Origin of the sequence: Kumtagia ephedrae, assembly GCF_003012745.1 — a bacterium.
GTDB classification, from domain to species: domain Bacteria; phylum Pseudomonadota; class Alphaproteobacteria; order Rhizobiales; family Rhizobiaceae; genus Kumtagia; species Kumtagia ephedrae.
In genome coordinates, this window is record NZ_PXYK01000002.1 from 292143 (window position 1) to 312631 (window position 20489).

Genomic DNA, 20489 nt, shown 5'->3' on the forward strand with positions numbered 1-20489 from the left:
GTTGAGTGCGGAAGCGCGCACATCGGTGGTGCGAAATCGATCCGGCTGCACGACTGACGCCAGCTTCAGCGGTCGATGTCCGCTGTTCGGAATTCGGCCGCGCTCGTCGAAATAAAACTATGATGCCCCCGCACCGCGTTTGATGTGTTAGGCACGGGCTTTGAGAAGGCGCACCCCGCGGTGCGGGATTGCACCATGATCGACTGGGATGACGTTCGCTACTTTCTTGCCGTCGCGCGCGGAGGCTCGGTGCGGTCCGCCGCCGGGCGCCTCGGGGTGAATCACTCGACGGTGCTGCGACGCATCGCTCAGCTCGAGGAGCGCCTTGGGGCGCACATGTTCGAAAAACTGCCCTCGGGCTACCGCCTGACGGCTGCAGGCGAGGAGGTCCTGGAGCTCGCGGCCGAGATGGAAGCGTCGTCGCACCAGCTGGAGACGCGCGTCTTCGGTCGCGACCAGAGCGCGCGCGGGCTTCTGCGGGTGACGCTGCCACCGTTCCTCGCGACACATCTGCTCATGCCGGACTTCGCCGATTTCGCGCGTCTTCATCCGGACATCGAGATGGAAATCTTGTCCTCCGGCGAGGTGGCGAATCTGACCAACCGAGAGGCCGACGTCGCGATTCGCATCGTCTCGGATCGCAAGACCCTGCCGCTCAATCTTCACGGGCTGAAGGGACCGGAGCTGTTCGGCGGCGTCTACATGTCTGGCGATCGACTAGCCGCGTGGCGTGCGGGCGCGCCTGATCCCATCCGGCGGATCGTCATAAATACTGATGGAATCCCGGACTGGGCCCGCGAGGGTGAGGTTCGTACCACGGGGGTTCCGTTCAGGACCCCGGACGCCGAAGCGCAGATCGTTGCTGCGCGGCAAGGGATCGGAATCACGAGACTGCCGTGCTTCGTCGGAGATGCCGAGCCCCTATTGGTGAGGGTGCCGGGCACCGGCCTGCGCATCTATGGAACGCTCTGGCTTCTCACACAGGGGGAGACACGCAAGACGAAACGCGTGCGGCTCTTCACCGAGTTCGTATCCCGCAGGCTCGCCGGGTACGCGCCGCTTCTCGCAGGACTATCCACATCGCGCGATTGACGCCCGGCAGGTCGCCGATGGGGCTTGCCGTAATCCGGTCGGAAGCCGAGCTGCGATCGCTTGGGCGTCGTTCAGTCCGCGAATGTTGTGTCCAGAGAGGTAATCGACTGACGGTTCCACGTTGAGCGGGCCGGCGCTGGAATTCTTATGCTGAACACGCTATATGACCATCTACATGGTCAGGAAAGCGACATGAATTCGATCAATCTGGCAGACGCCAAGGCCCATCTGAGCGAGTTGGTCGACCGGGTCGAGGCAGGGGATTCAATCGACATCACTCGGCGCGGCAAGCCGGTTGCACGGCTCACCGCCGTGGCCAAGCCTCGCAAACCAATCGACGCGGCCCTGCTCCGGTCTCTGACGGCGATTATGCCGCCGCAGGTTGAAAGCGCTGCTGATCTGGTGCGAGCGATGCGCGACGGCGACCGCTACTGATGCTTTATCTCGACACGTCGCTGATCGTCGCGGCGCTCTCCAATGAAGCAATGACGCCGCGCGTTCAAGCCTGGCTGGCGGAGCAGGACGCGGCGCAGCTTCTGATCAGCGACTGGACCATCACCGAGATGTCTTCGGCCATGGCGATCAAGCTGCGGACCAGCCGGATCAGCCTGGAACAGCGTGCTGCGGCACTTGCCATGTTCAACAAGCTGGTCGCCGAGAGTTTCACCGTGCTCGGCGTAACGGGCGGGCAATTCCGGACCGCGGCGAAGTTTGCCGATCGTCACATGCTTGGGCTTCGGGCCGGAGATGCGCTGCATCTCGCCATTGCGTCGGAGCATGGCGCCACGGTGCACACGCTCGACCGGCAGCTCGGCGAGGCCGGTCCGGCGCTCGGCGTGCCGACGCGATTGCTGACATGAAGCGGGCCTCCCGACGCCCCGGTAGTTGACTGCGACCACCGGCCTGGCGGCCGTGAGGTTCATGATGGCTTCCTCAAACAGGCCGATGGAAGCGCGCCATCCGGCGTCCGCCCTGGTTTCCAAGCGACGTCGCCTTCACCTCAGCTTGACGACGACCTTGCCTTTTGACCGTCCTGTTTCGATGTAGGCCAGGGCTTCATTGGTCGCTTCGAACGGGAAGACCCGATCCATAACGGGCCGAATGGTGCCGGCTTCGATCAGCGATGTAATCTGGCTCAACTGCGCGCCGCTCACGCGCATGAACAGGAACGAATAGCTGACCCGCCGGCCTTTGGCTTTTCTCCGAATGCCGAAGCTCAGAAGGCGCAGGACCTGCCGCAGGAACCAGTTCAGGCCTTGCTCCCTGGCGAAATCGGGATCCGGCGGACCCGAGATCGAGATCAGCTTGCCGCCGGGCTTCAGCACGTCCAGGGATTTTCGAAGCGTGTCGCCATCCAGGCTGTTGAGGACGACATCGTAACCGGACAAGATTTTCTCGAAATCCCGCGCCTTGTAGTCGATGACGACGTCGGCCCCGAGGTTCTCGACCAACCCGGCATTCGCCGCACTCGTCGTCGTCGCGACGGTCGCGCCGAGATGCTTCGCCAACTGTATGGCGAATGTCCCCACGCCGCCGGAGCCGGCATGGATGAGAATCTTCTGCCCTTTCGTCAGCTTGGCTCTCTCGACCAGCACCTGCCAGGCCGTCAGCCCCACCAGCGGGATCGAGGCCGCTTCCTCCATGCTGAGGTTCTTGGGCTTCAGCGCCACGTCGGCTTCGTTCATGGCAATGAACTGCGCCAATGTCCCGATCCGGCCGTCGCGCGGCCGGGCATAGACCTCATCGCCTGGCTTGAATTGCCGGACTCCGGACCCGACCCGCACCACGATCCCGGCCACGTCGTGCCCAAGGACGAACGGCGGGCGGTACGGCAGGATGAGCTTGAATTCTCCATCCCGGACTTTCGAGTCCAGAAGATTGAGCCCGGCTGCGTGGATCTCGACCAGGACATCGTCATCCCGCAGCGCCGGCTCCGGCACCTCGCCAAGCCGCAGGGCGCCCTTCTTCTTGTATCGGTCTACAATGAAGGCTCTCACGGCGTTTTCTTTTCCTATAGCTCGCTCAGGACCGGGCAGTTGCTGCCTGGCGAGGCGTTGTCCGCCAACATTGCCCGAGGACGGGAGCGCTGCGGCTACGGTGAACGCGACATGCACGGATAGCTCAGGATATGCATCGCGATGATCTTCAAGGAGAAGGAGTTCCGCGGTCGACCATGCATGGCGGCCGCGCGGGCGCTGCTCTTCGATGCCTCATATCCCGGCGGGGCCGTTGATCGAAATGGCTTGGTTCGCGCTCAGCCGATCGTGCGGTACCGCTCGGCGGGATGTTCGTTCCGATAGTTCGGAAGCATGGCCTGGCGCGCGGCCTGGAGCGCGTCCCATTGCCCGGCGTCGGGAAGCGGCGGGATGGTCACCGGTTCGCGGCGGTCGAAGCCGACCAGGGCCGCATCAACCAGATCGTCCACCTCCATCACGTTGGAAAGCGTGTTGACGTCGGCGCCGGCGCGTTGCCAGATCTCCGTTCGCGTCGTGGCGGGAAGCACGGCCTGGACGTAGACGCCCTTCGGCCCGAGCTCGAGGCTGAGTCCCTGCGACAGGAACAACACGAAGGCCTTGGTTGCACCGTAGACCGTCATGCCGAATTCCGGCGCCAGGCCAACCACGGAGCCGACGTTGACGATCGCCCCTTCGCCGGCCTTCGCAAGACGCGGGGCGATGGCGCTGGCCAGCCGCAGAAGTGCTGTCGTGTTGAGCGCCACCAGCCGCGCGACGTCGTCGGTGCTCTGCTCGATGAAGCTTCCGCCGAGGGCGGTTCCGGCATTGTTGACGAGAATCCCGATGCGGGCGTCGTCGCGCAGCCGCGCCTCCACCGTTGCAAGCTCGTCGGCCTTGGTGAGATCAGCCTGAATGATATCGACAGCCACGCCATTTTCCTGGCGCAAGCGGGCTGCCAAGGCTTCCATTCGCGCCTTGTCGCGGGCGACCAGCACCAGGTCATGGCCACGGCGGGCGAAGCGCTCGGCATAGGTCGCGCCGATGCCGGTGGAGGCGCCGGTGACGAGGACTGACGGAATGGCAGTCATGGGATTGCTCTCTCTTTCGATCCAACTTATATTCATGACGATCATCATGATTGAATAAATATGATAGCCATCATGTAAATGTCAATGGAGCCGACGGAGAATTTTGGAATGAAGGTCAGTCGAGAGCAGATGGCGGAAAATCGTCGCCGGATCCTGGACGCGGCCAGCCGGCTGTTCCGCGACAAGGGTTTCGACGCGGTCAGCGTGGCGGAGGTGATGAAGGCCGCCGGGCTCACCCATGGCGGCTTCTATGGTCACTTCAACTCCAAGGACGACCTGATCGCGCAGACACTTGCCCATGTCCTCGCCGCGGACTCGGCCGGAGCGGGTGACCTTCGCGCTTATCTGGATGCGTATCTTGCGCCCCGCCATCGCGACAACGCCGCCGGCGGTTGCCCGACAGCAGGCCTTGCCGCGGCTATCCGCCATCAGACCCCGGCTGCACGCTCGGCCATGACGGAAGGCCTTCGATCGCAGATCGACCGTATCAGCGAGGCGCTCCCGGACTTGGATCCAGCAGACAGGCGCCGGGCGGCGATAGGAAGCTGGGCGGCGATGGTGGGGGCAGTGATCCTCGCCCGGGCGATCGACGATCGCGCGCTTTCGGACGAGATCCTGGAAGAGACGCGCGCCTGGATCGATGCCGGCATCAGCCGAGTGTCGGCCAGTTAGCCCCCGGCTGGCTTGTCCTGCCGTCGCACAGCCGCTCGCTTCGCTACAGCGCGCTCGCTCGCGGCTGCGTCACCGTCGAGCTACACCGTCACCACGCCCGCGAAGCTTGCTCCTGGTCCTGACGTTCGTAGCGAAGACCCCGGCCGGTGAAAGCGGGGGAGGTCAACATGATTTGAAGTTGAAGCTACCATAGGCGCCTGTGCTAAACGATGACACGTCGTCTTGACGGAACGCGAGAACAAAGCGAAAACATTTTCGAAAGGATCGGGGAGGCAGCGAGGCGCACCGCTTGGCGCGCGCCGCCTTCGCCCTCAATCCGGCACGGCATTTCTCGCTGAGCGCCGACGCCGGCGAGGAAACGCCGGCTACTACATCCTGGGCGGACGCCGAACCGCTCACGATCCATCCGCGCCTGCGAGAATACGGCGAGGCCGCCCCACGCGGCCCGTTGCCGCGGGTGCGCGACCGCGCCGGCGATCGGGCGTTCCTGGCGCTCCAGATCGCCGAGGAATCGCAGCAGGTCGAGGCGGCGCGCAGGCGCCTCGCCACCGGCCGGACCGCGCGCCTTTCGGACCTGGGCGAGCTCGATACGCCTTCCTTCGGCCTGTTCCTGGGGCTGCTCGGAGAAGCGCTGAGCGAGCAGGCCGGACCGGAAGTGCCCGTGGAACGGCAGACCGGCGACGGCTTGCTGCACATCCACCTGAAGCCGCTCGCCGCCGACAGTCACGCCAAGATCGATACGCCGCGAGGCGTGTTCGCCGGGCGCGACCATATGATCACCATCACGCCGCTGCGAGGCGCCTTGTGAAAGCGGTGCGCGACAATTCCAGCGACGGCCGCAGCATCAGCATGCAACAGCAGCGCTTCCAGCGCGAGGAGTTTCGCGAGTGCCTGCGCGCCCTGCTGATGACGCCATTGATGAGCCCCGCGCATGAGGATTTCGCCGCCGTGCGCCGCCAGGCCGAAGCGCTGCGGGAGTGGTTTTCGCGCGAGACGGGCGGGATATTGCAGGTCGAGCGCGAGGGCGCGCGCCTCTTCAAGCGTCCGGGAATGGTGACCGACGCCATGCGCGGTCTGCCTGGCTATGACCGCCGCCGCTACGTGCTGCTGTGCCTCGCCTGCGCGGTGCTGGAGCGCGCCGACCCGCAAATCACGCTGCGCCTGCTGGGTGAGAGGCTGCTGGAACTCGCCGCCGAGCCGGGGCTCGACTTCAGCTTCACGCTCGAGGCGCAGCATGAGCGGCGCGAACTCGTATCGGTGTGCCGCATCTTGCTCGGCCTCGGCGTGCTGCACCGCGTGGCCGGCGACGAGGAAACATTCGTGCAGGCCGGAGGCGACCAGGCCGACGCGCTCTACGACGTGCAGCGCCGCATGCTTGCCGGCATGCTGGCAGCGATGCGCGGCCCGTCGACGTGGACGCCGGAAGAAGCACCGGCCACGCTCGACGAACGGTTGCATGCGCTGGTCGACGAGCATGTCGCGGACAGCGAGGAGGGCCGGCGCACGGCGCTGCGCCACCGGCTCGCGCGCCGACTCCTCGACGATCCGGTGGTTTATGTCGACACTTTGGACCCGGAAGCCCGCGCCTATTTCCTCAACCAGCGCGGAACGATGGCCGCCCGCCTGTGCGAGGCCGCCGGCCTTGTCGCGGAGCAGCGCGCCGAGGGGCTGGCGCTGGTCGACGAGGCGGGCGCGCTGACCGATGTCGCCATGCCCGCCGAAGGCACCGACGCGCATGTCACGCTGCTTGTCGCCGAACATCTGGCGGCAGGCCAAAGGCAACGGAAATCGAATGGCGCCGACGCAACGCGGGAACCGATCGGCATCCGGGAACACGACATCATCGACTTCCTGCGCGAGGCCAGGGCAAGCTACGGCCGCTACTGGCGCAAATCTGCGCGCGAGCCGGGCGGCGAACGCGAACTCGCGGCAATCGCCGTCGAGCGGCTGGAGAAGCTGCAGCTCGCCGTGCTGAAGGATGGCACCGTCTATCCGCTCCCCGCGCTTGCCCGTTTCGCGCTGGGCGAGGCGCAAATCCGCGAAACCCGCACCGTGCCGGCCGCGGCCACCGGCTCCCTGTTTTGACCGACATGAACGACCGCTTCATCCCATTCGCCGCACAGCCGGGAAAACCCGCCTTGCCGGTACCGGCGCGGGAACGCTGGCAACCCCTGCGCCTCGGCCTGGTGGAGCTGTTTCACTACGACAGCGAGGAATTCTGGTTCCGTGACGGCCATCTGCTGCTGCGCGGCAACAACGGCACCGGCAAGTCCAAGGTGCTGTCGCTGACGCTGCCGCTGCTGCTCGACGCGCAGCTCAAGTCTTCGCGCGTCGAGCCCGACGGGGACGGCGGCAAGAAGATGGCCTGGAACCTGCTGATGAACAGCTATGACCGGCGCAGCGGCTATGCGTGGATCGAGTTCGGGCGTATCGCCGAGGACAGCACGCCACGCTATCTGTCGCTCGGCGTCGGCCTCTCCGCGACGGCCGGCCGTCCGCAGGTCGACAGTTGGTTCTTCCTGATCGAAGACGCCGACGGCGCGCCGCGCATCAACCAGGACCTGTGGCTGACGAGCGCCCAACGCGTGGTGCTGACCCGGGAGCGCCTGCGCGAGGCACTGGCGGAAGGGCGCGGCCAGGTATTCGACACCGCCGCCAGCTACCGCCGAGCCGTCGACGAGCGGCTGTTCCATCTGGGCATCAGGCGCTACGACGCGCTGATGGATACGCTGATCCAGCTTCGCCAGCCGCAGCTTTCCAGGAAACCCGACGAAACCGCCCTTTCGAATGCGCTGACCGAGGCATTGCCGCCGCTTGGACCCAGCTTGCTCGGCGACGTCGCCGAAGCGCTTGGCCAGTTGGAGGAAGACCGCCGCCAGCTCGACGAGTATCTGGCCTTGGCCAAGGCCGTCAGCCGCTTCGAGGACCGCTATCGCGTCTATGCCGGCACGCAGACCCGCCGGCAGGCGCGCTTGCTGCGCCAGGCCCAGACCGAGTTCGACAATGCCAGCCGGGCGCGTGGCGAAGCCCAGGCCAGGTTCGATGAGACGCAGGCGCAGGAGGCGCTTGCCCGAGCCGCCCACGACGATGCCGAGATCGCGCTGGCACGCGCACGTGCGCGGCTCGACACGCTGCGCTCCGACCCGACGATGCAGGACGCCAACCGCCTCGAAGGCGCGGAAAAGGATGCGGCGGCGCGCCGGCAGGCGATGCAGAAGGCCATCCTGGCGGTCGAAGAGGGAGACCGGCGGCTGGGGCTCAGCATCGAGGAAACCGGACGCGCCGAGCGGCGCATGCAGCAGGCGGAACGTGTTTTGACCGAACTGCGCCGCGAAAGCGCGGGCCACGCCGACGCGGCAGGCATTGCCGGGCCGCATGCCGAAAGCCCGCTCGCCGCTTTGGCGGCTTCCGCGCTGGTAGAGTTGACGCAGCCCGCTTTCGACAAAGCCTACGCCGAGCTTCGCAATCTTGTCGCCGGACGGCGCGAGCAGATCGCCCTGCTGCGCAGCCGCCAGGCCGAAGTCGCGCAAGCCGAGGCATCTTATGCGCGGCGCCGCGAAATCCAGGACGAGCGGCGGCTCGAAGCCGAAGAGGCGACCGAGCGCCGCACGCAGGCCGACGCCGAGGTCGAACGGCAAGGGCGAAGCCTGGTGGAAAACTGGGATCGCCATTTCATCGGCCTGAAGCAACTGCAAGTCGACCCGGACGCCAAGTTCGCGGCCCTGACCGCCCTGGCGGAGTGGGCGGCAGCGTTGCAAGGCGACGACCCAGCGCGGCGCCTCCTGCAATCGGCGCACCAGGCGGCCAGCCTCTCGCTGACGGAGCGCCGTGTCGCGCTAGACGGCCGGCGCCAGGCGCTGGAGGCGGAACGCGAGGCGCTGGAAGACGAACGCAGGCGCCTGGAAGCCGGCGGCGACATGGCGCCACCCCTGCCCTACACGCGCGACGCCTCGGTCCGGCAAGCGCTTGAAGGCGCGCCATTCTGGCAGGTGGTGGACTTTGGCGATGCGGTGACACCCGCGCAGCGCGCCGGCCTCGAAGCGGCGCTCGAAGCTGCCGGGCTGCTCGACGCCTGGATATCGCCGGACGGCCGCCTCCAGGCCGGCGACGATGGCGCGCCGCTCTTCGACGTACAGGTGCTGGAACGGCAAAAATGTTCTGCATCGCTCGCCGACTGGCTGCATGCCACCGTGCCCGCCGGCTGCAATGTGCCGGATGACGTCGTCGAGCGGGTGCTGTCCGGCATCGCCTGCGCGGACGACGACCCCGTCGACTCCGAGGCCTGGATTGCTCCGGATGGCCGCTTTCGCCTCGGCGCGCTCACCGGCGCCTGGGTCAAGCCGGCGGTGGTCTTCATCGGACATGCCGCCCAGGCAGCCGCCCGCGCGCGGCGGCTGGCCGAGATTTCGGAGCGCCTGGCGCAGCTTTCCGGCGAACTGGCGGCCGCGCAAGCCGTGGCCGGGCAGCTAGCACTGGATCGCCAGCAGGCCGACGAGGAATTGCGGAACGCGCCCGCCGACGAGGCGCTGCGTAGCGCGCACCTGGCCGCCGCGGCACGTACCCGCGAGGCTCGGCTGGCCGGCGAAAAGCTGGCCGACGCCGACATGAAGTGCCGCGATGCCGAACAGGCGCTCAAGGCGGTTCGCAAACAGCTAGCCTGGGATGCCGCCGATCTGCGCCTGCCGGAATCGCCCGACGCGTTGCCCGCCGTCGAGACCGCGCTGCAGCACTTCCGCGATGCGCAGGTGCGGCTCGAGCAAGCCGCCCACGAGTTGCGCCTGGCATTGCCCGAGTGGCAGCGGCAGCGCATCCGCGAGGACGAGGCGCGCGGCGACGTGCGGCAGCGCGAGGCGGAACTGGCGGCGGCTCGCATCGAAGCGGAAGACGCCGCCGCCCGGTTCGAGGTGCTGCGCGAGACGGTCGGCGCCAAGGTCGAGGAATTGCAACGGCAACTGGCCGAGGCCCGCATGGCGGTCGAATCCGGCGAGGCCGCATTGAAATCCGCCGGCGAGGCCCTGCGCAACAGAGGCGAGGCGCGGGCGGTCGCCGGCCAGCAGGTCGAGACGGCAACCATCATCGTTCAGCAGCGCGGCGAGGCGCGCGCCCAGGCAATATCGAAACTCCAGCAGTTCGCGGCCACCGGCCTGCTGTCGGCCGGGCTGCCGGATGTCGAACTGCCCGGCAAGGACGGCGCGTGGACGATCGACCCGGCACTGACGCTGGCGCGGCGGGCGGAGCAGGAACTGTCCGGCCTCAAGGACGACGACGACGCGTGGGCACGCGTGCAGCGCCAGATATCGGAGGAACTGACCGAGCTGCAGCGCGCGCTCGGCGCGCTCGGCCACCAGGCCCAGGCCGACCACAATGACTGGGGTTTCAGCGTAGACATCGTCTACCAGAACCGGCGCGAACGGCCGGACCGCCTCGCCAGGCGCCTCGCCGAGGAGATCGGCCAGCGCGGCGAACTGCTCACCGCCAAGGAACGGGCCGTTCTGGAGAACCATCGCAGGCCGAGATCGCCGCCGAGATCCAGCGCCTGCTGCAGGCCGCCGAACAGCAGGTCGACGCCATCAATCGGGAACTGCACAAGCGTCCCACCTCCACCGGCGTGCGTTACCGCCTGGTACGGCAGCCGCTGGCCGAGGAGGAAGGTGCGCCCGTCGGCCTCGACGTGGCGCGCAAGCGCCTGCTCAACACAAGCGCCGACCTGTGGTCGGCGGAGGACCGCAGCGTCGTCGGCGCCATGCTGCAGCAACGCATCTCCGCCGAGCGGGAGCGCGCCGATTCGATCGGCGGAAGGGATGGCGGCGGCACCCTGCTCGACCAGCTCGCCCGCGCCCTCGACTATCGCCATTGGCATCGCTTCCGCGTCGAGCGCTGGCAGGAGGGGCATTGGCGCAAGCTTTCCGGCCCCGCGTCGAGCGGCGAGCGGGCGCTCGGCCTCACCGTGCCGCTGTTCGCCGCGGTCGCCAGCTTCTACAGCCAGGGTAGCTATGCGCTCGCCCCGCGGCTGATGCTGCTCGACGAAGCGTTCGCCGGCATCGACGACACGACGCGGGCGCATTGCATGGGACTGATCCGCGAGTTCGACCTCGACTTCGTCATCACCAGCGAACGCGAGTGGGCATGCTACGCCGAGCTGCCCGGCGTCGCCATCTGCCAGTTGCAGCGGCGCGAGGGCATCGACGCAGTGTTCGTCTCGCGGTGGACCTGGGACGGACGGGAGAAGACGCTGGAGGCCGATCCCGACCGCCGATTTGCGCCGGCATGAGCGGCGACGCCGACGCCCGCCTACAGCGCCTGCTCGGCGGCGACCATCTCGCCGCGCTGCGCAGGCGGCTGCGCCAGCGCTTCGAGCGCGTGCCGTTCGACCAGGCCGTCGAAACCATTCGCGTCGGCGAGCTCGGCGCGGAGGAACACGCGGCGCTGGCCTCCCTGCTCGGCCGGCCGCAGCGCCGCTCGAAATCCTTGCAGATCGACGTTCCCGGCATCGATGCCGCCATGCGGAACGCCGGCATCGCCGCTTCCCTGCGCGACGCTCTGGAAAAGCTCGACGGTCCCATTGTCCATCTCGCCGAAGTGCGCCTCCGGCTGCAGACATCGTGGTCGGGCGTGATCGACGGCTGCGGCCATCCAGGCATGGCCGGCCTGCTGCAAACACCGGCGGGCATCGGGCTGCTCAAGCGGCTCGCCCGGCAGGATCCGGAGGCGGCAGCCCAGCTCTGCCGCCAGGCCGAAGAGGTGCTGCGGCTTCTGCCGGCAAATGGCATCACGCGCTCGCAACTCGCCGCCGATGTGCTGGGCGACGCCCATGCGCTCGACAATGGCCGGGCAGCGGCGGCGCTCGTGCTGGCCGTTTTGGCGTCACACCACCTCTCCCGTTGCCGACGAAGGCAGCGAGCCGCTGACGGAAGCCGACCCCGATGCGCAACTGGCCGGCGGCGCGGAGCGGGCGCGCGATACCTGGGCAAGGGCGGGCGTTCTGGTCAACGAACTGGCGCGTCCGGCGCTGTTCCTCAACCTGCCGGTGCGCAACGCCGAAAGCGGCCGCTGGCTTCCCGGAGAGCCCGCCTATGCATCATTGCGGTCGTTGTTGCGTTCGCCGCCTTCGTGGGATGTGGCGGACCGCACGGTCCATGTCTGCGAAAACCCCAACCTGCTCGCCATCGCCGCGGATCGGCTCGGCGCCGGCTGCGCGCCCCTGGTCTGCACCGACGGCATGCCGGCCGCCGCGCAACGCTGCCTCCTCTCGCAGTTGGCGCAAGCGGGGGCGCGGCTCCGCTATCACGGCGATTTCGACTGGCCCGGATTGCGCATCGGCAACCATTTCATGCGCGAGCACGGCGCGCAGCCGTGGCGTTTCGGCGCCGCCGACTATCTTTCCGCCGTCCGGACGACGGCGGCGCAATCCCTCGGAGGCAAGGCGGTCGAAGCGTCGTGGGATGGGGCGCTGAAGTCGCCATGCAAAACCAGCGCGTGGCCATCGCCGAGGAGGCCGTGGCCGCCTCCTTATTGCAGGACCTGGATGATCGATAAAGGTGCCTTCTCTAAAGAAGACGCATTTTCAGCGCCGCCCATCGGGTTTGCCGGAGGCTCCAAACCTTGGGAAGGTGGAGCCATGACAAGCAAACAACGAACAGGTTTTCTCCCGAAGTTCAGGTGTCCGCTGCTGCCGCCACTCGTTTCAGCAGCGATGAACCGTTTCTGCGTCCTTCTGAAATTGCGCAGGGACGTTGCCTTTAACAAATTCAATAAGTTGCATAATGGCGCCCTCTGAATCTGCTTGGACGGAACGCCTTAAAGGATTGGACGGACAGAATTGCTCGTCACAACGGCACGCCGACCCTTAATGGCCGGGGAAGCGATAGCAGTCGGCCCGACGATCGGCGCACTCGGTATTGTGGTGCCGCCCGCGGTCAATTCACCAGCGCATCGTAGATTTTGCCGAGTTGCCCACTAATGCGCTCGGGCCGAAGATATTCAGCGCGTTTGAGATAGGCCGAGACGATATTTGCTCGTTCTTCGGATGAAAGATCGATTGCTTCAACGATCGCGCGACGGAAGTCATCCATATCACCGGCTTTGTAAAGCAGCCTGTGGGCGACAGCAGGGAAAAGCTCGCGCATTGGAGGCGTATCCGGCGCGACGGCTGGTGCGCCGACAGACAGACACAGCAGCGCGACACCCGAAGTAAGAAAGCGCTCATAGGGGAGAACCACACAGCCAGCTTGCCGCAAAAGGTCGGGAACTTCTTCTGACGGGACCTTGCGGAAATCGAGGTCGACGTCGGAGCGTGTTTCACACTTCGCGGCCAGTTCGTGCGCATAGTTGTCCGTCGGCAACGGCTGACCGGAGATCCTGAGGTCTATGCCATGATTCTCGGTGAAGCTAGGGGGCAGGTTATCGAGCAGTCCATCCAGTCCCTTGTATCGCCGAACCATGCCGAAGGCCTGCACCGTCCGTGGGCGCGTTGGCGCGTCGCTACGTGAGCGTGTACGCTCGCTAGCTTCGTAAACGCCGAGATACGAAGGGTGCGGGAGATAGTAGACCTTTGTTGGATTCGGGGCAGCTTGTTCATGCAGAATCTTGAGAGCCTCAAGATTGTGGATCAGGACCCTGTCCGCCATTTCAACGATACTCCTCCTCAGCCCAAGGAATATATCTGGATGCTCCAGCTCGTGGGGCATCAGATTATGCATCGTCCAAACGATCTTCCCTCCGGCCTTCTTGAAATGTCGGCATCTTTCCACAAAGTATTCAGAAACGGACCGCGCCTCCGACTTTGTCGCGCAAAGCCTTAGGCAATGTTCTTCCCAGTGAATGTGAAATATTTTCTTGCCTTCATTCTCGATCTGCGTAACCGCCAGATCTATATCGCCCTTCGCCGGCTCATAACGCCCAGTCAGGCCACTGTACAATGCTTCGTGGTAAGGGTTGTCACCATAGATTGTATAGTTAATAACCTGCATGGCTCACGCTCATCTGGCTAGATCTAGGCTGCACTCGCACGCGACGGCAGGATGATCTGGTCCGCCTCGAATTTACGAGCCGCCAGTGGGAAGGGCATATAAGGGCGGTCCCCGCGCTGGATCTCAGAGTGAAACAGCTTTGACTTTTCATGGTATCGCTGCCTCGGCTCGCTGAAACCGAACCGCGTCAGACCGAACTCCTCGCTTGCGGTCAGAGAATCCGAGCGAGCCCTTCCAAGCAATAGCGGCCAGCGCAAGCGCGGTATCGCCTGCGTTCCGTATGCCAGCCCCAGCCGCTGGATGAATTCGAGGTCGGCGGCGATGCGCACGCTGTCGAAAAAGCCAACCTTCTCCATCGCTTCGCGCCGGAAAACAAGCGATATGCAGCACAGATGGGAGATCTGTCCGCCAGCCTTGATGACGACATTGCCGTCCGTAGTCATCCGCAGCCAATCGGTCGTCAAGCCGACCAAATCCGGTCGTGTCAACAGCACCGCCATGCTGCGAGCAAGCCGGTCGGGATGGGACCAATCATCGGAATCCTGGAGAGCGATGAACTGTCCGTGCGCTTGCAGCAGGCCTGTGTTCTTGCTGACGTAGGTGCCGTCATTGGTCGACTTCAGGATGACACGCACACGAGGATCCCTGCGCTCCAATTCGCGCAGGACATCCGGGGTAGAGTCGCTGCTGCAGTCGTCAACGATGATCAGCTCGATATTGCGATAGCTTTGCTGGAGGATGGAGCGTACGGCCGTCTGGACATAAGCCGCCGCGTTGTAAGTCGTCATCACAACGGAAACCAGCGGTCCTTCGAACGTGTGAGCCGGACTTGGCGCTCCCTCCGGATAAATCCCGGTACCAACCAGCTGATCAAACAGATCGTCACCATACCGGGGATCGACCCCAATTGCTTGCGCGCCAAACTGGGCAAACATCGGGTTCAAGGCGCGCAGGGCCCGCTCCTCGTCTCCTGCCTTACGCGAAACGGCATAAAGGAATAGCGGCATTTCCAGAGGGAACCGCAGCATTCCACCGTCGTGGTTGGCGATATGAGCATGGTACGCAGCTTTGACAGTATCTCCCGTCTCGAGATGTGCCGCCGCGGCGAGGAGCCTCAACTCCAGATCGGAAGGATACAAGCCGAGCAATCCATCAGCCACCTCCGCTGCTTGCCGGAAGTCGGCCACGACAAACAGGCTGCGCACATATTCGCGCTTTAGGTGAATTCCGCCCTTGTCAAAATTGGCGCGCAGCCGTTCGATCGCCTCCTCCACTCGCCCGGTGCCGCGCAACGCCTTTACGAGCGCCACTACGACTTTCTCGTCGAAAGTGGAATCGACAAGCGTCTCTCCCCAGCGCAGGACACTGGTGTGATCTTCCTGCAATTGCGCTATCCGCAGCAGTTCTCGCCGGGCTTCCACGAAGTCGGGATACTGTGTCACGAGCTTTTCGTAGACGTTCGCTGCGTCCTCCAGTTCCCCGGACATAGTGAGCGCGCGACCGTAGGCGAAACGCGTCGCGCGATCGGTGGCATTCCGGAACAGCGCAGCTCGGCGCGCATCCACGTAGCGTTTGATCAGATCCTGAGCGCTCGACCGTTTGCGTAGCGGGTCTCTCCGTCTGAGACCGTTTTCCAAGGCACTCAGCCGATCCATAAGGGAAGTGTGATTGGGTTTGATGGCCAATGCGCGTTCGTAAGAGGAAATCGCCACTTCCGGGCGATCTAGCTGCCGGTTGACATTCCCTGCCAGGTCAAGAACTTCGAAATTGTTTGGCTCCCGCCGTACAGCCTCGTCGACGAAGGGAAGTGAGTCACTCCATCGACCCGCTGCACTCAGGCGCTTGGCGGCCAGCACAAGCAGATCGATTTGGTTGATCCTCTGCGGTGCCAGAACCGCCAGAATGGGAAGTACCGTGTGAGTCTGCTGCCTGCGCCTTGCCTGCTCGATGATGTCGACAAGATTGATCAAACCCTCGCGGTCGAAACGACTTGCCGTTCTTTGTAGGACCGCCTCGGACGCGAAACCAGCAATGAGACTATCGACGATCAGTCGAGCGATGCCAGGTCTCAACTCGGCTGGCGCCGCGCCGAGAGGCACTTCTGAAATGCCCGTAAGAGACCTGCCTAGGAAGTAGTCGCGCAACTGTGTCAGTATCCATTCGGGCACCACCAGGCCGCCAGGTTGCTCTCCACGTGAAGTGAGCTGCAGCTCGGGCGCCTGTCGCGCCACAGCCGCCAGGGCAGCAAGTGCTCCCACGGCGATTTCCCCCGCCGGCAGGGCTTCAAACTTCCGACTGGCGGCATCCAAGTCCCCTCGAGCAAGCAGGAGACGAGCCGTCAGCGACATTATTTCAGTACTTCCCGCCACCATCTCAGGCAGGGTGGCGAGGTGAGACCAGGCCGACTCGAGCTCGCCACTGTGCGCAAGCAGGCTGATATACAGAGCCTGCGCATCGGGCAAATCCGGATGGGCGCTCAGTACCTGCCTAAGCAAATCGAATGCTTCGGCGTAACGCGCACGATTGGCCAGGAAACGGGCTCGCTGAAGTTGACGCTCGACGCCGAGCTGGACTTCCCGGATGTCCTGCTCTGACCACGACAGCCAAATGGGGATGGCTGGCGCGAAACCTTCGGTTTTATCGTCCGCTGCTGCCGTTCGCGGCGGGAGCGGGCCGATCATCAGCGAGCCCGAAATGGTGCGCGCGCCCTGCCAGAATAGCGGAACGGTGATCTTCGCTGTCTTGCGCCCATCAGCGTCGCTCGCGAAAGGCGCATGAAGAGCCAATTCGCCTTCCGTCCATTTCAGATGGAGATGGGCGAAGAGTTGTCCCGACGGAAGCGGGCTGTCACTGCGAACGATCACGCGGTAATGCTCCTCGATCTCCACGGTTGTCCCGTTGAAACCGACCTTGCCTCCGCCGGCACCAGCAGCGAATGCCTTCAACGCATCGGCGACATAGGCATGATAGGTATCCGCCACCCCCGCTGGAAGAAATGCGTCGACGAACCTGGGTTCCGCAAGGCAGTTCACGACCGCGTCGTGCCAATTCTTGGCCGAGTGTACAGCTCGATGGTGTTCCGGGCCTTGCGCCAAGACAACCGCCACACGCTCCAACATCGACGGGTCCGGTGAAGCGTCTCCACCTTCGACGATAAGGCCCGCCCTCAGAGGTCGAAGAATGTTGTCAGCGAATTGCTCACTGAGAAGCGCACTTTGTACGCTTGCGGCATAGTTCCGAACCCCTCCTGAATCACCGGAGGCGAAGTCCTCGTCCCCTGTAAGCATCCTGAATATACCGCGGACCACCGCCGCATCGACCGGCGCGACTGCCGCTGCCTCTTGCACAACATCGGCTGCAGGAAGAGGCGACTGGTCGGATGTCACAAGGCGTTCAGGTGTCCCTGCCCGGTGATTTCCTTCCTGCGAATTCCGAGATTTCGACCCGCCCTTGCGACCCGGGGCACTCTCCCGACCACCATTGCCGGTAATATTTTCGGCACCTCGGCCAACAGATATAGTAGTGGCCGTCCGCCCAATTTCGTACCGAGGTACATGCGCCAGCCGCCTTATCGCCAATATCTCTCGATAAAAACTCAGGCGAGAACCGATACCTTTGCTGTAATCGCCCAAATCGAGATCGTCAGTATCGCCGCGATGGAAAGACCACAGAAGCTTAACAAGCGGCGCTTTCTTGTGAGACAGCTTCTTGAGCGCTTCAGCGCCCAATTTATCCCGGCCTTTCCGATTGTGACTGAGTTCCCATAGAAAATTTCGAACCAGCACAGCATCGGCCAACGCCTGAATAATCGATCTCTTTGCGGCTCCTTCCAATCTCCCTGCGGCCAAAGACTCCGACAGAGCGTCGTAACCTTTCCTCGCAACGTCGAGTACATAGTCAGGATCACCGTTGATTAGATCGCCTCCCAGGCCTTCCAATCCACGGTTCTGAAGCAGTTCAGCGAGCAGCCCAATTCTTTCGCTCAGCTCGCTATCATTCACATTTACAGGTGAGGATTTGCCGATCCCAACTGCACCATAAGCGCACTCACGAAGCACGACAGTCTCGGCAAGAACTGAAAACAAGGGAAGCACTATAATCGACCCACCCTTTTCCAACTTGTCGTTAACAGTCACGTTGCCCCGCCCGAGCAGCGACCGTTGGTGCAGTGCACAATAAACACCATCACGGGTTAGACAAGCCCCTTTTTCGTTCACGGTTCAGTTGCTGCCCGAACCGGGCCAGGTCGGGGAGACAGTCTGCACGATGGGAACGATGAAGGAGCGATCGTCTGTTCTGCAGAAAGGCAGGCGGGCGCCCGTTGCGCGCTCTGCCACCCCATGCAATCCTCAATGCCGGGAGGACCAACAAGAGCGGAATCTCGAGATGGTTACATTCAGGTGCCCGATCTGCGGCGGCAGCGAATTTGTTGACGATGTCGGTCGAAAGATGGAGAGATGTACTTCCTGCAGGTCGCTCAAGCGCACACGTGCCGCAGCCCTGTTCGTCGAAAAGTTCGTCAAACTGACCAAAAAGTCGAAAATCCTGCACTTCGCGCCGGAAGAACGCTTCGCCGAGTATCTCGCAAGTCGCTGCCAAGATGGTTATGAAATGGCTGATGTCAGTCGCGACCGATATCAGCCGCTTGCCGAAAGGCTCGGCGCAAAGCTAGCTGTCCTGGACCTTTGTAAAGATGCCAAGGGATTGCCGAGTGATACCTACGATCTAGTCATTCACAACCACGTTATCGAGCACGTCCCCTGCAACTGGACGATCGTCCTCCAGCAACTCCACCGTATTGTCAAACCAGGCGGTGCTCATCTCTTCTCGTTTCCAATTTACGCCAAGGGCTATTATCGCGAGGAGCTGGATCCTGCTGTGTCGAAGGATGTTCGCACGAAAGAGTATGGACGTTGGAACCATGTGCGCAGGTTCGGCCGCAAAGACCTCGATCGCACGCTCGGTGCGGTATTCAATATTGAGGGAACCGAGGCACGAGACAACTTCACAGTTGATGAACTGCTGTCGGCCGGAGTTACGAGCGACTTTCAGAACCTCTTCTTCCTTCGAAAACCTAAGAAGGCGACTGCGAAGGCCAGCAAATCCGGTCCGAAGACTCGGGTTGCTGCGGCCGCCTAGTCGTTCGCCTACCGTCATCCGCGAATTGACTTTTGACAGATGGTAAGCGGCCCATAGAGCAGGGGTGCAGCTGATGCGTGCGGGAGAACTCGTTGACGCCCGAGTTCGGCGGTTTGCTGCTTGGATTGTCTTGGCAGCAAGCCTCTTATCGGCGGCCGTCGGAAGAGCCGATACCCGATCCGACGAATTGGTTGTTCGTCTTTCTCCCGACGGGCCGGTTTTCAGCCTCGCCGAGGCGATAGCGACCGTCGAAAGACAGTATCAAGGACAACCGCATGTCCGCATTTTAGTTGAACCTGGCCTCTATCAGGACAACACGGCTATTTTGGAGCTCTCCTCGCCCTCCATCCGGTCGTATACGATCGTTGCCGAGAATGGAGCCGCGGTGTTTGACGGCAGCGGCACCGTGCTGCGCACGCGTGACTTCACATGGCTGGCGCTGAGGGGACAGCACGGCCAAGCCACGAATGTCACAATTAAAGGCCTTACGATTCGCAATTATAGACAAGCAATTCTATTATATGGAAGTAAGCACAATTATGAAAGATGGAATGGATTCAATACAATATCCAGCAATAAATTTGAGCGAATAGGTCTATTTATCGATTTGCCTATTAAAAGCTACAGCGCAATAATGCTAATCAATTCTCGTAACAATCTAATTTCGGACAACACCTTTACAGACGTCAAGAACTACAACTACTGTCGAGGTATGCATTCCATCTATTTGAGAACATACTCCTCTTGGAATATGATCCGCGACAACGTTTTCAATATCGGTTGCGGAGATCCTATCAAATTTCGTGACTCATCAAATTACAATCTCGTGATCGGCAATAGGTTTGAGAGCCAAGCGGGACCTGGCCTCGTCGTCGACTCGTACTGTGTATCCAAAGAAGGCGCTTGCCGAACCGTAGAGTGTCCCTCGTTCGGAAATGTGGTCGAAAATTCGATTGTGGACAGTGCTGGAGACGGCGAGATAGTGCCACATCTGACGCGAACTGTCGGTCCTTCGTCGCTGTCGCATTGCCCGACGCCGGACGCGGTTCGGCTCCAGGACGTTGGATCGACTGCAGGAGCTCCGGCCAGTCAAGCGGGACCATAGGGGTTCGGCTCGAGACTTCGGCGGTCAGTTGCTCGTGGCAATATGCATGTTCTATTTTTTGATATCTCTTAGGATCATGGCCGTTATGACCCTGCCCATGCTGGCAAACCCATTGGGCGCCGCCATTTTTGACGGCTTCGTGCATGCGGTCGCGTCGGCTCAGCTTCGGCCATAGACGTCGTCGAGGCGGACGATGTCGTCCTCGCCGAGATAGTCGCCGGTCTGCACCTAGATCATGACCAGGCGCAGGATGCCGGGATTTTCCAGCCGATGGTTGGTGCCGGCGGGGATGTAGGTCGACTGGTTGGTGGCCAGCAGCATCTCGGTGTCGCCGTTGACGACGCGGGCGGTGCCGGAGACGACCACCCAGTGCTCCGAGCGGTGATGATGCATCTGCAGGCTGAGGCGGCCGCCGGGTTTTACCTCGATGCGCTTGATCTTGAAGCGCTCGCCCTCCTCCAGCACGGTG

The 20489-nt window shown here is 63.2% G+C and carries 13 protein-coding genes and 4 pseudogenes; 12 read left to right on the forward strand and 5 right to left on the reverse strand.

The features are described from left to right. Nucleotides 1–195 precede the first annotated feature (195 nt). The 3 genes from C7I84_RS03125 to C7I84_RS03135 all read left to right on the forward strand — a co-directional run bounded on the left by C7I84_RS03125 (nt 196) and on the right by C7I84_RS03135 (nt 1952). Complete coding sequence (locus C7I84_RS03125) at nt 196–1092, forward strand: LysR family transcriptional regulator (protein ID WP_106770693.1); 897 nt, start codon at nt 196–198, stop codon at nt 1090–1092. Between the two features lie 192 nt (nt 1093–1284). Beyond that, complete coding sequence (locus tag C7I84_RS03130) at nt 1285–1527, forward strand: type II toxin-antitoxin system Phd/YefM family antitoxin (RefSeq protein ID WP_106770694.1); 243 nt, start codon at nt 1285–1287, stop codon at nt 1525–1527. Next, nucleotides 1527–1952 (forward strand): type II toxin-antitoxin system VapC family toxin, encoded by a 426-nt coding sequence (locus C7I84_RS03135; RefSeq protein WP_106770695.1) that lies wholly within the window; start codon nt 1527–1529, stop codon nt 1950–1952. The genes C7I84_RS03130 and C7I84_RS03135 overlap by 1 nt, the downstream gene beginning before the upstream one ends. 135 nt (nt 1953–2087) lie before the next feature. Here the strand turns inward: C7I84_RS03135 and C7I84_RS03140 are convergent, their stop codons facing one another. After that, entirely contained in the window at nt 2088–3089 is a 1002-nt protein-coding gene (locus C7I84_RS03140; RefSeq protein WP_106770696.1) for an NADP-dependent oxidoreductase, read from the reverse strand. Nucleotides 3090–3346: 257 nt separating this feature from the next. Next, entirely contained in the window at nt 3347–4135 is a 789-nt protein-coding gene (locus C7I84_RS03145) for an SDR family NAD(P)-dependent oxidoreductase (RefSeq protein WP_106770697.1), read from the reverse strand. Nucleotides 4136–4243: 108 nt separating this feature from the next. Between C7I84_RS03145 and C7I84_RS03150 the strand changes: the two genes are divergently transcribed. The 7 genes and pseudogenes from C7I84_RS03150 to C7I84_RS30310 all read left to right on the forward strand — a co-directional run bounded on the left by C7I84_RS03150 (nt 4244) and on the right by C7I84_RS30310 (nt 12584). Next, nucleotides 4244–4807 carry a TetR/AcrR family transcriptional regulator gene (locus tag C7I84_RS03150; RefSeq protein WP_106770698.1) on the forward strand — a complete coding sequence of 188 codons (564 nt, stop codon included), beginning with the start codon at nt 4244–4246 and terminating at the stop codon, nt 4805–4807. Nucleotides 4808–5093: 286 nt separating this feature from the next. Continuing rightward, nucleotides 5094–5615: pseudogene (locus C7I84_RS03155) on the forward strand (TIGR02677 family protein); the annotation flags it as partial. Next, nucleotides 5612–6892 carry a TIGR02678 family protein gene (locus C7I84_RS03160; protein WP_207770958.1) on the forward strand — a complete coding sequence of 427 codons (1281 nt, stop codon included), beginning with the start codon at nt 5612–5614 and terminating at the stop codon, nt 6890–6892. The pseudogene C7I84_RS03155 and the gene C7I84_RS03160, both read left to right, overlap by 4 nt. Nucleotides 6893–6897: 5 nt before the next feature. After that, a pseudogene (locus C7I84_RS03165) lies at nt 6898–10251 on the forward strand (TIGR02680 family protein); the annotation flags it as partial. Nucleotides 10252–10550: 299 nt separating this feature from the next. Next, a complete protein-coding gene (locus C7I84_RS30505; protein WP_245428296.1) occupies nt 10551–11078 on the forward strand; it encodes an SbcC/MukB-like Walker B domain-containing protein in 528 nt (175 codons plus the stop codon). Then, nucleotides 11075–11632, forward strand: a pseudogene (locus C7I84_RS30305) (TIGR02679 domain-containing protein); the annotation flags it as partial. The gene C7I84_RS30505 and the pseudogene C7I84_RS30305, both read left to right, overlap by 4 nt. Then, complete coding sequence (locus C7I84_RS30310; protein ID WP_245428299.1) at nt 11631–12584, forward strand: TIGR02679 family protein; 954 nt, start codon at nt 11631–11633, stop codon at nt 12582–12584. The pseudogene C7I84_RS30305 and the gene C7I84_RS30310, both read left to right, overlap by 2 nt. 139 nt (nt 12585–12723) lie before the next feature. On the opposite strand, the gene C7I84_RS03175 is transcribed toward C7I84_RS30310, so the two are convergent. Together C7I84_RS03175 and C7I84_RS03180 are read right to left on the reverse strand one after the other, a co-directional pair. Further along, nucleotides 12724–13776 carry a glycosyltransferase gene (locus C7I84_RS03175; protein ID WP_106770699.1) on the reverse strand — a complete coding sequence of 351 codons (1053 nt, stop codon included), beginning with the start codon at nt 13774–13776 and terminating at the stop codon, nt 12724–12726. A 23-nt stretch (nt 13777–13799) separates the two neighbouring features. Continuing rightward, the gene (locus C7I84_RS03180) at nt 13800–17912 is read right to left on the reverse strand and encodes a glycosyltransferase (protein ID WP_133170052.1); all 4113 of its coding nucleotides are present in this window, start codon (nt 17910–17912) and stop codon (nt 13800–13802) included. Between the two features lie 130 nt (nt 17913–18042). Here C7I84_RS03180 and C7I84_RS03190 point away from each other — a divergent pair, with 130 nt between their 5' ends. Together C7I84_RS03190 and C7I84_RS03195 are read left to right on the forward strand one after the other, a co-directional pair. Further along, complete coding sequence (locus C7I84_RS03190; protein WP_106770702.1) at nt 18043–18915, forward strand: class I SAM-dependent methyltransferase; 873 nt, start codon at nt 18043–18045, stop codon at nt 18913–18915. Nucleotides 18916–18988: 73 nt separating this feature from the next. Then, complete coding sequence (locus C7I84_RS03195) at nt 18989–20020, forward strand: NosD domain-containing protein (protein ID WP_106770703.1); 1032 nt, start codon at nt 18989–18991, stop codon at nt 20018–20020. A gap of 159 nt (nt 20021–20179) precedes the next feature. Here the strand turns inward: C7I84_RS03195 and C7I84_RS03200 are convergent. Next, nucleotides 20180–20489 (reverse strand): annotated as a pseudogene (locus C7I84_RS03200) (cupin domain-containing protein); the annotation flags it as partial.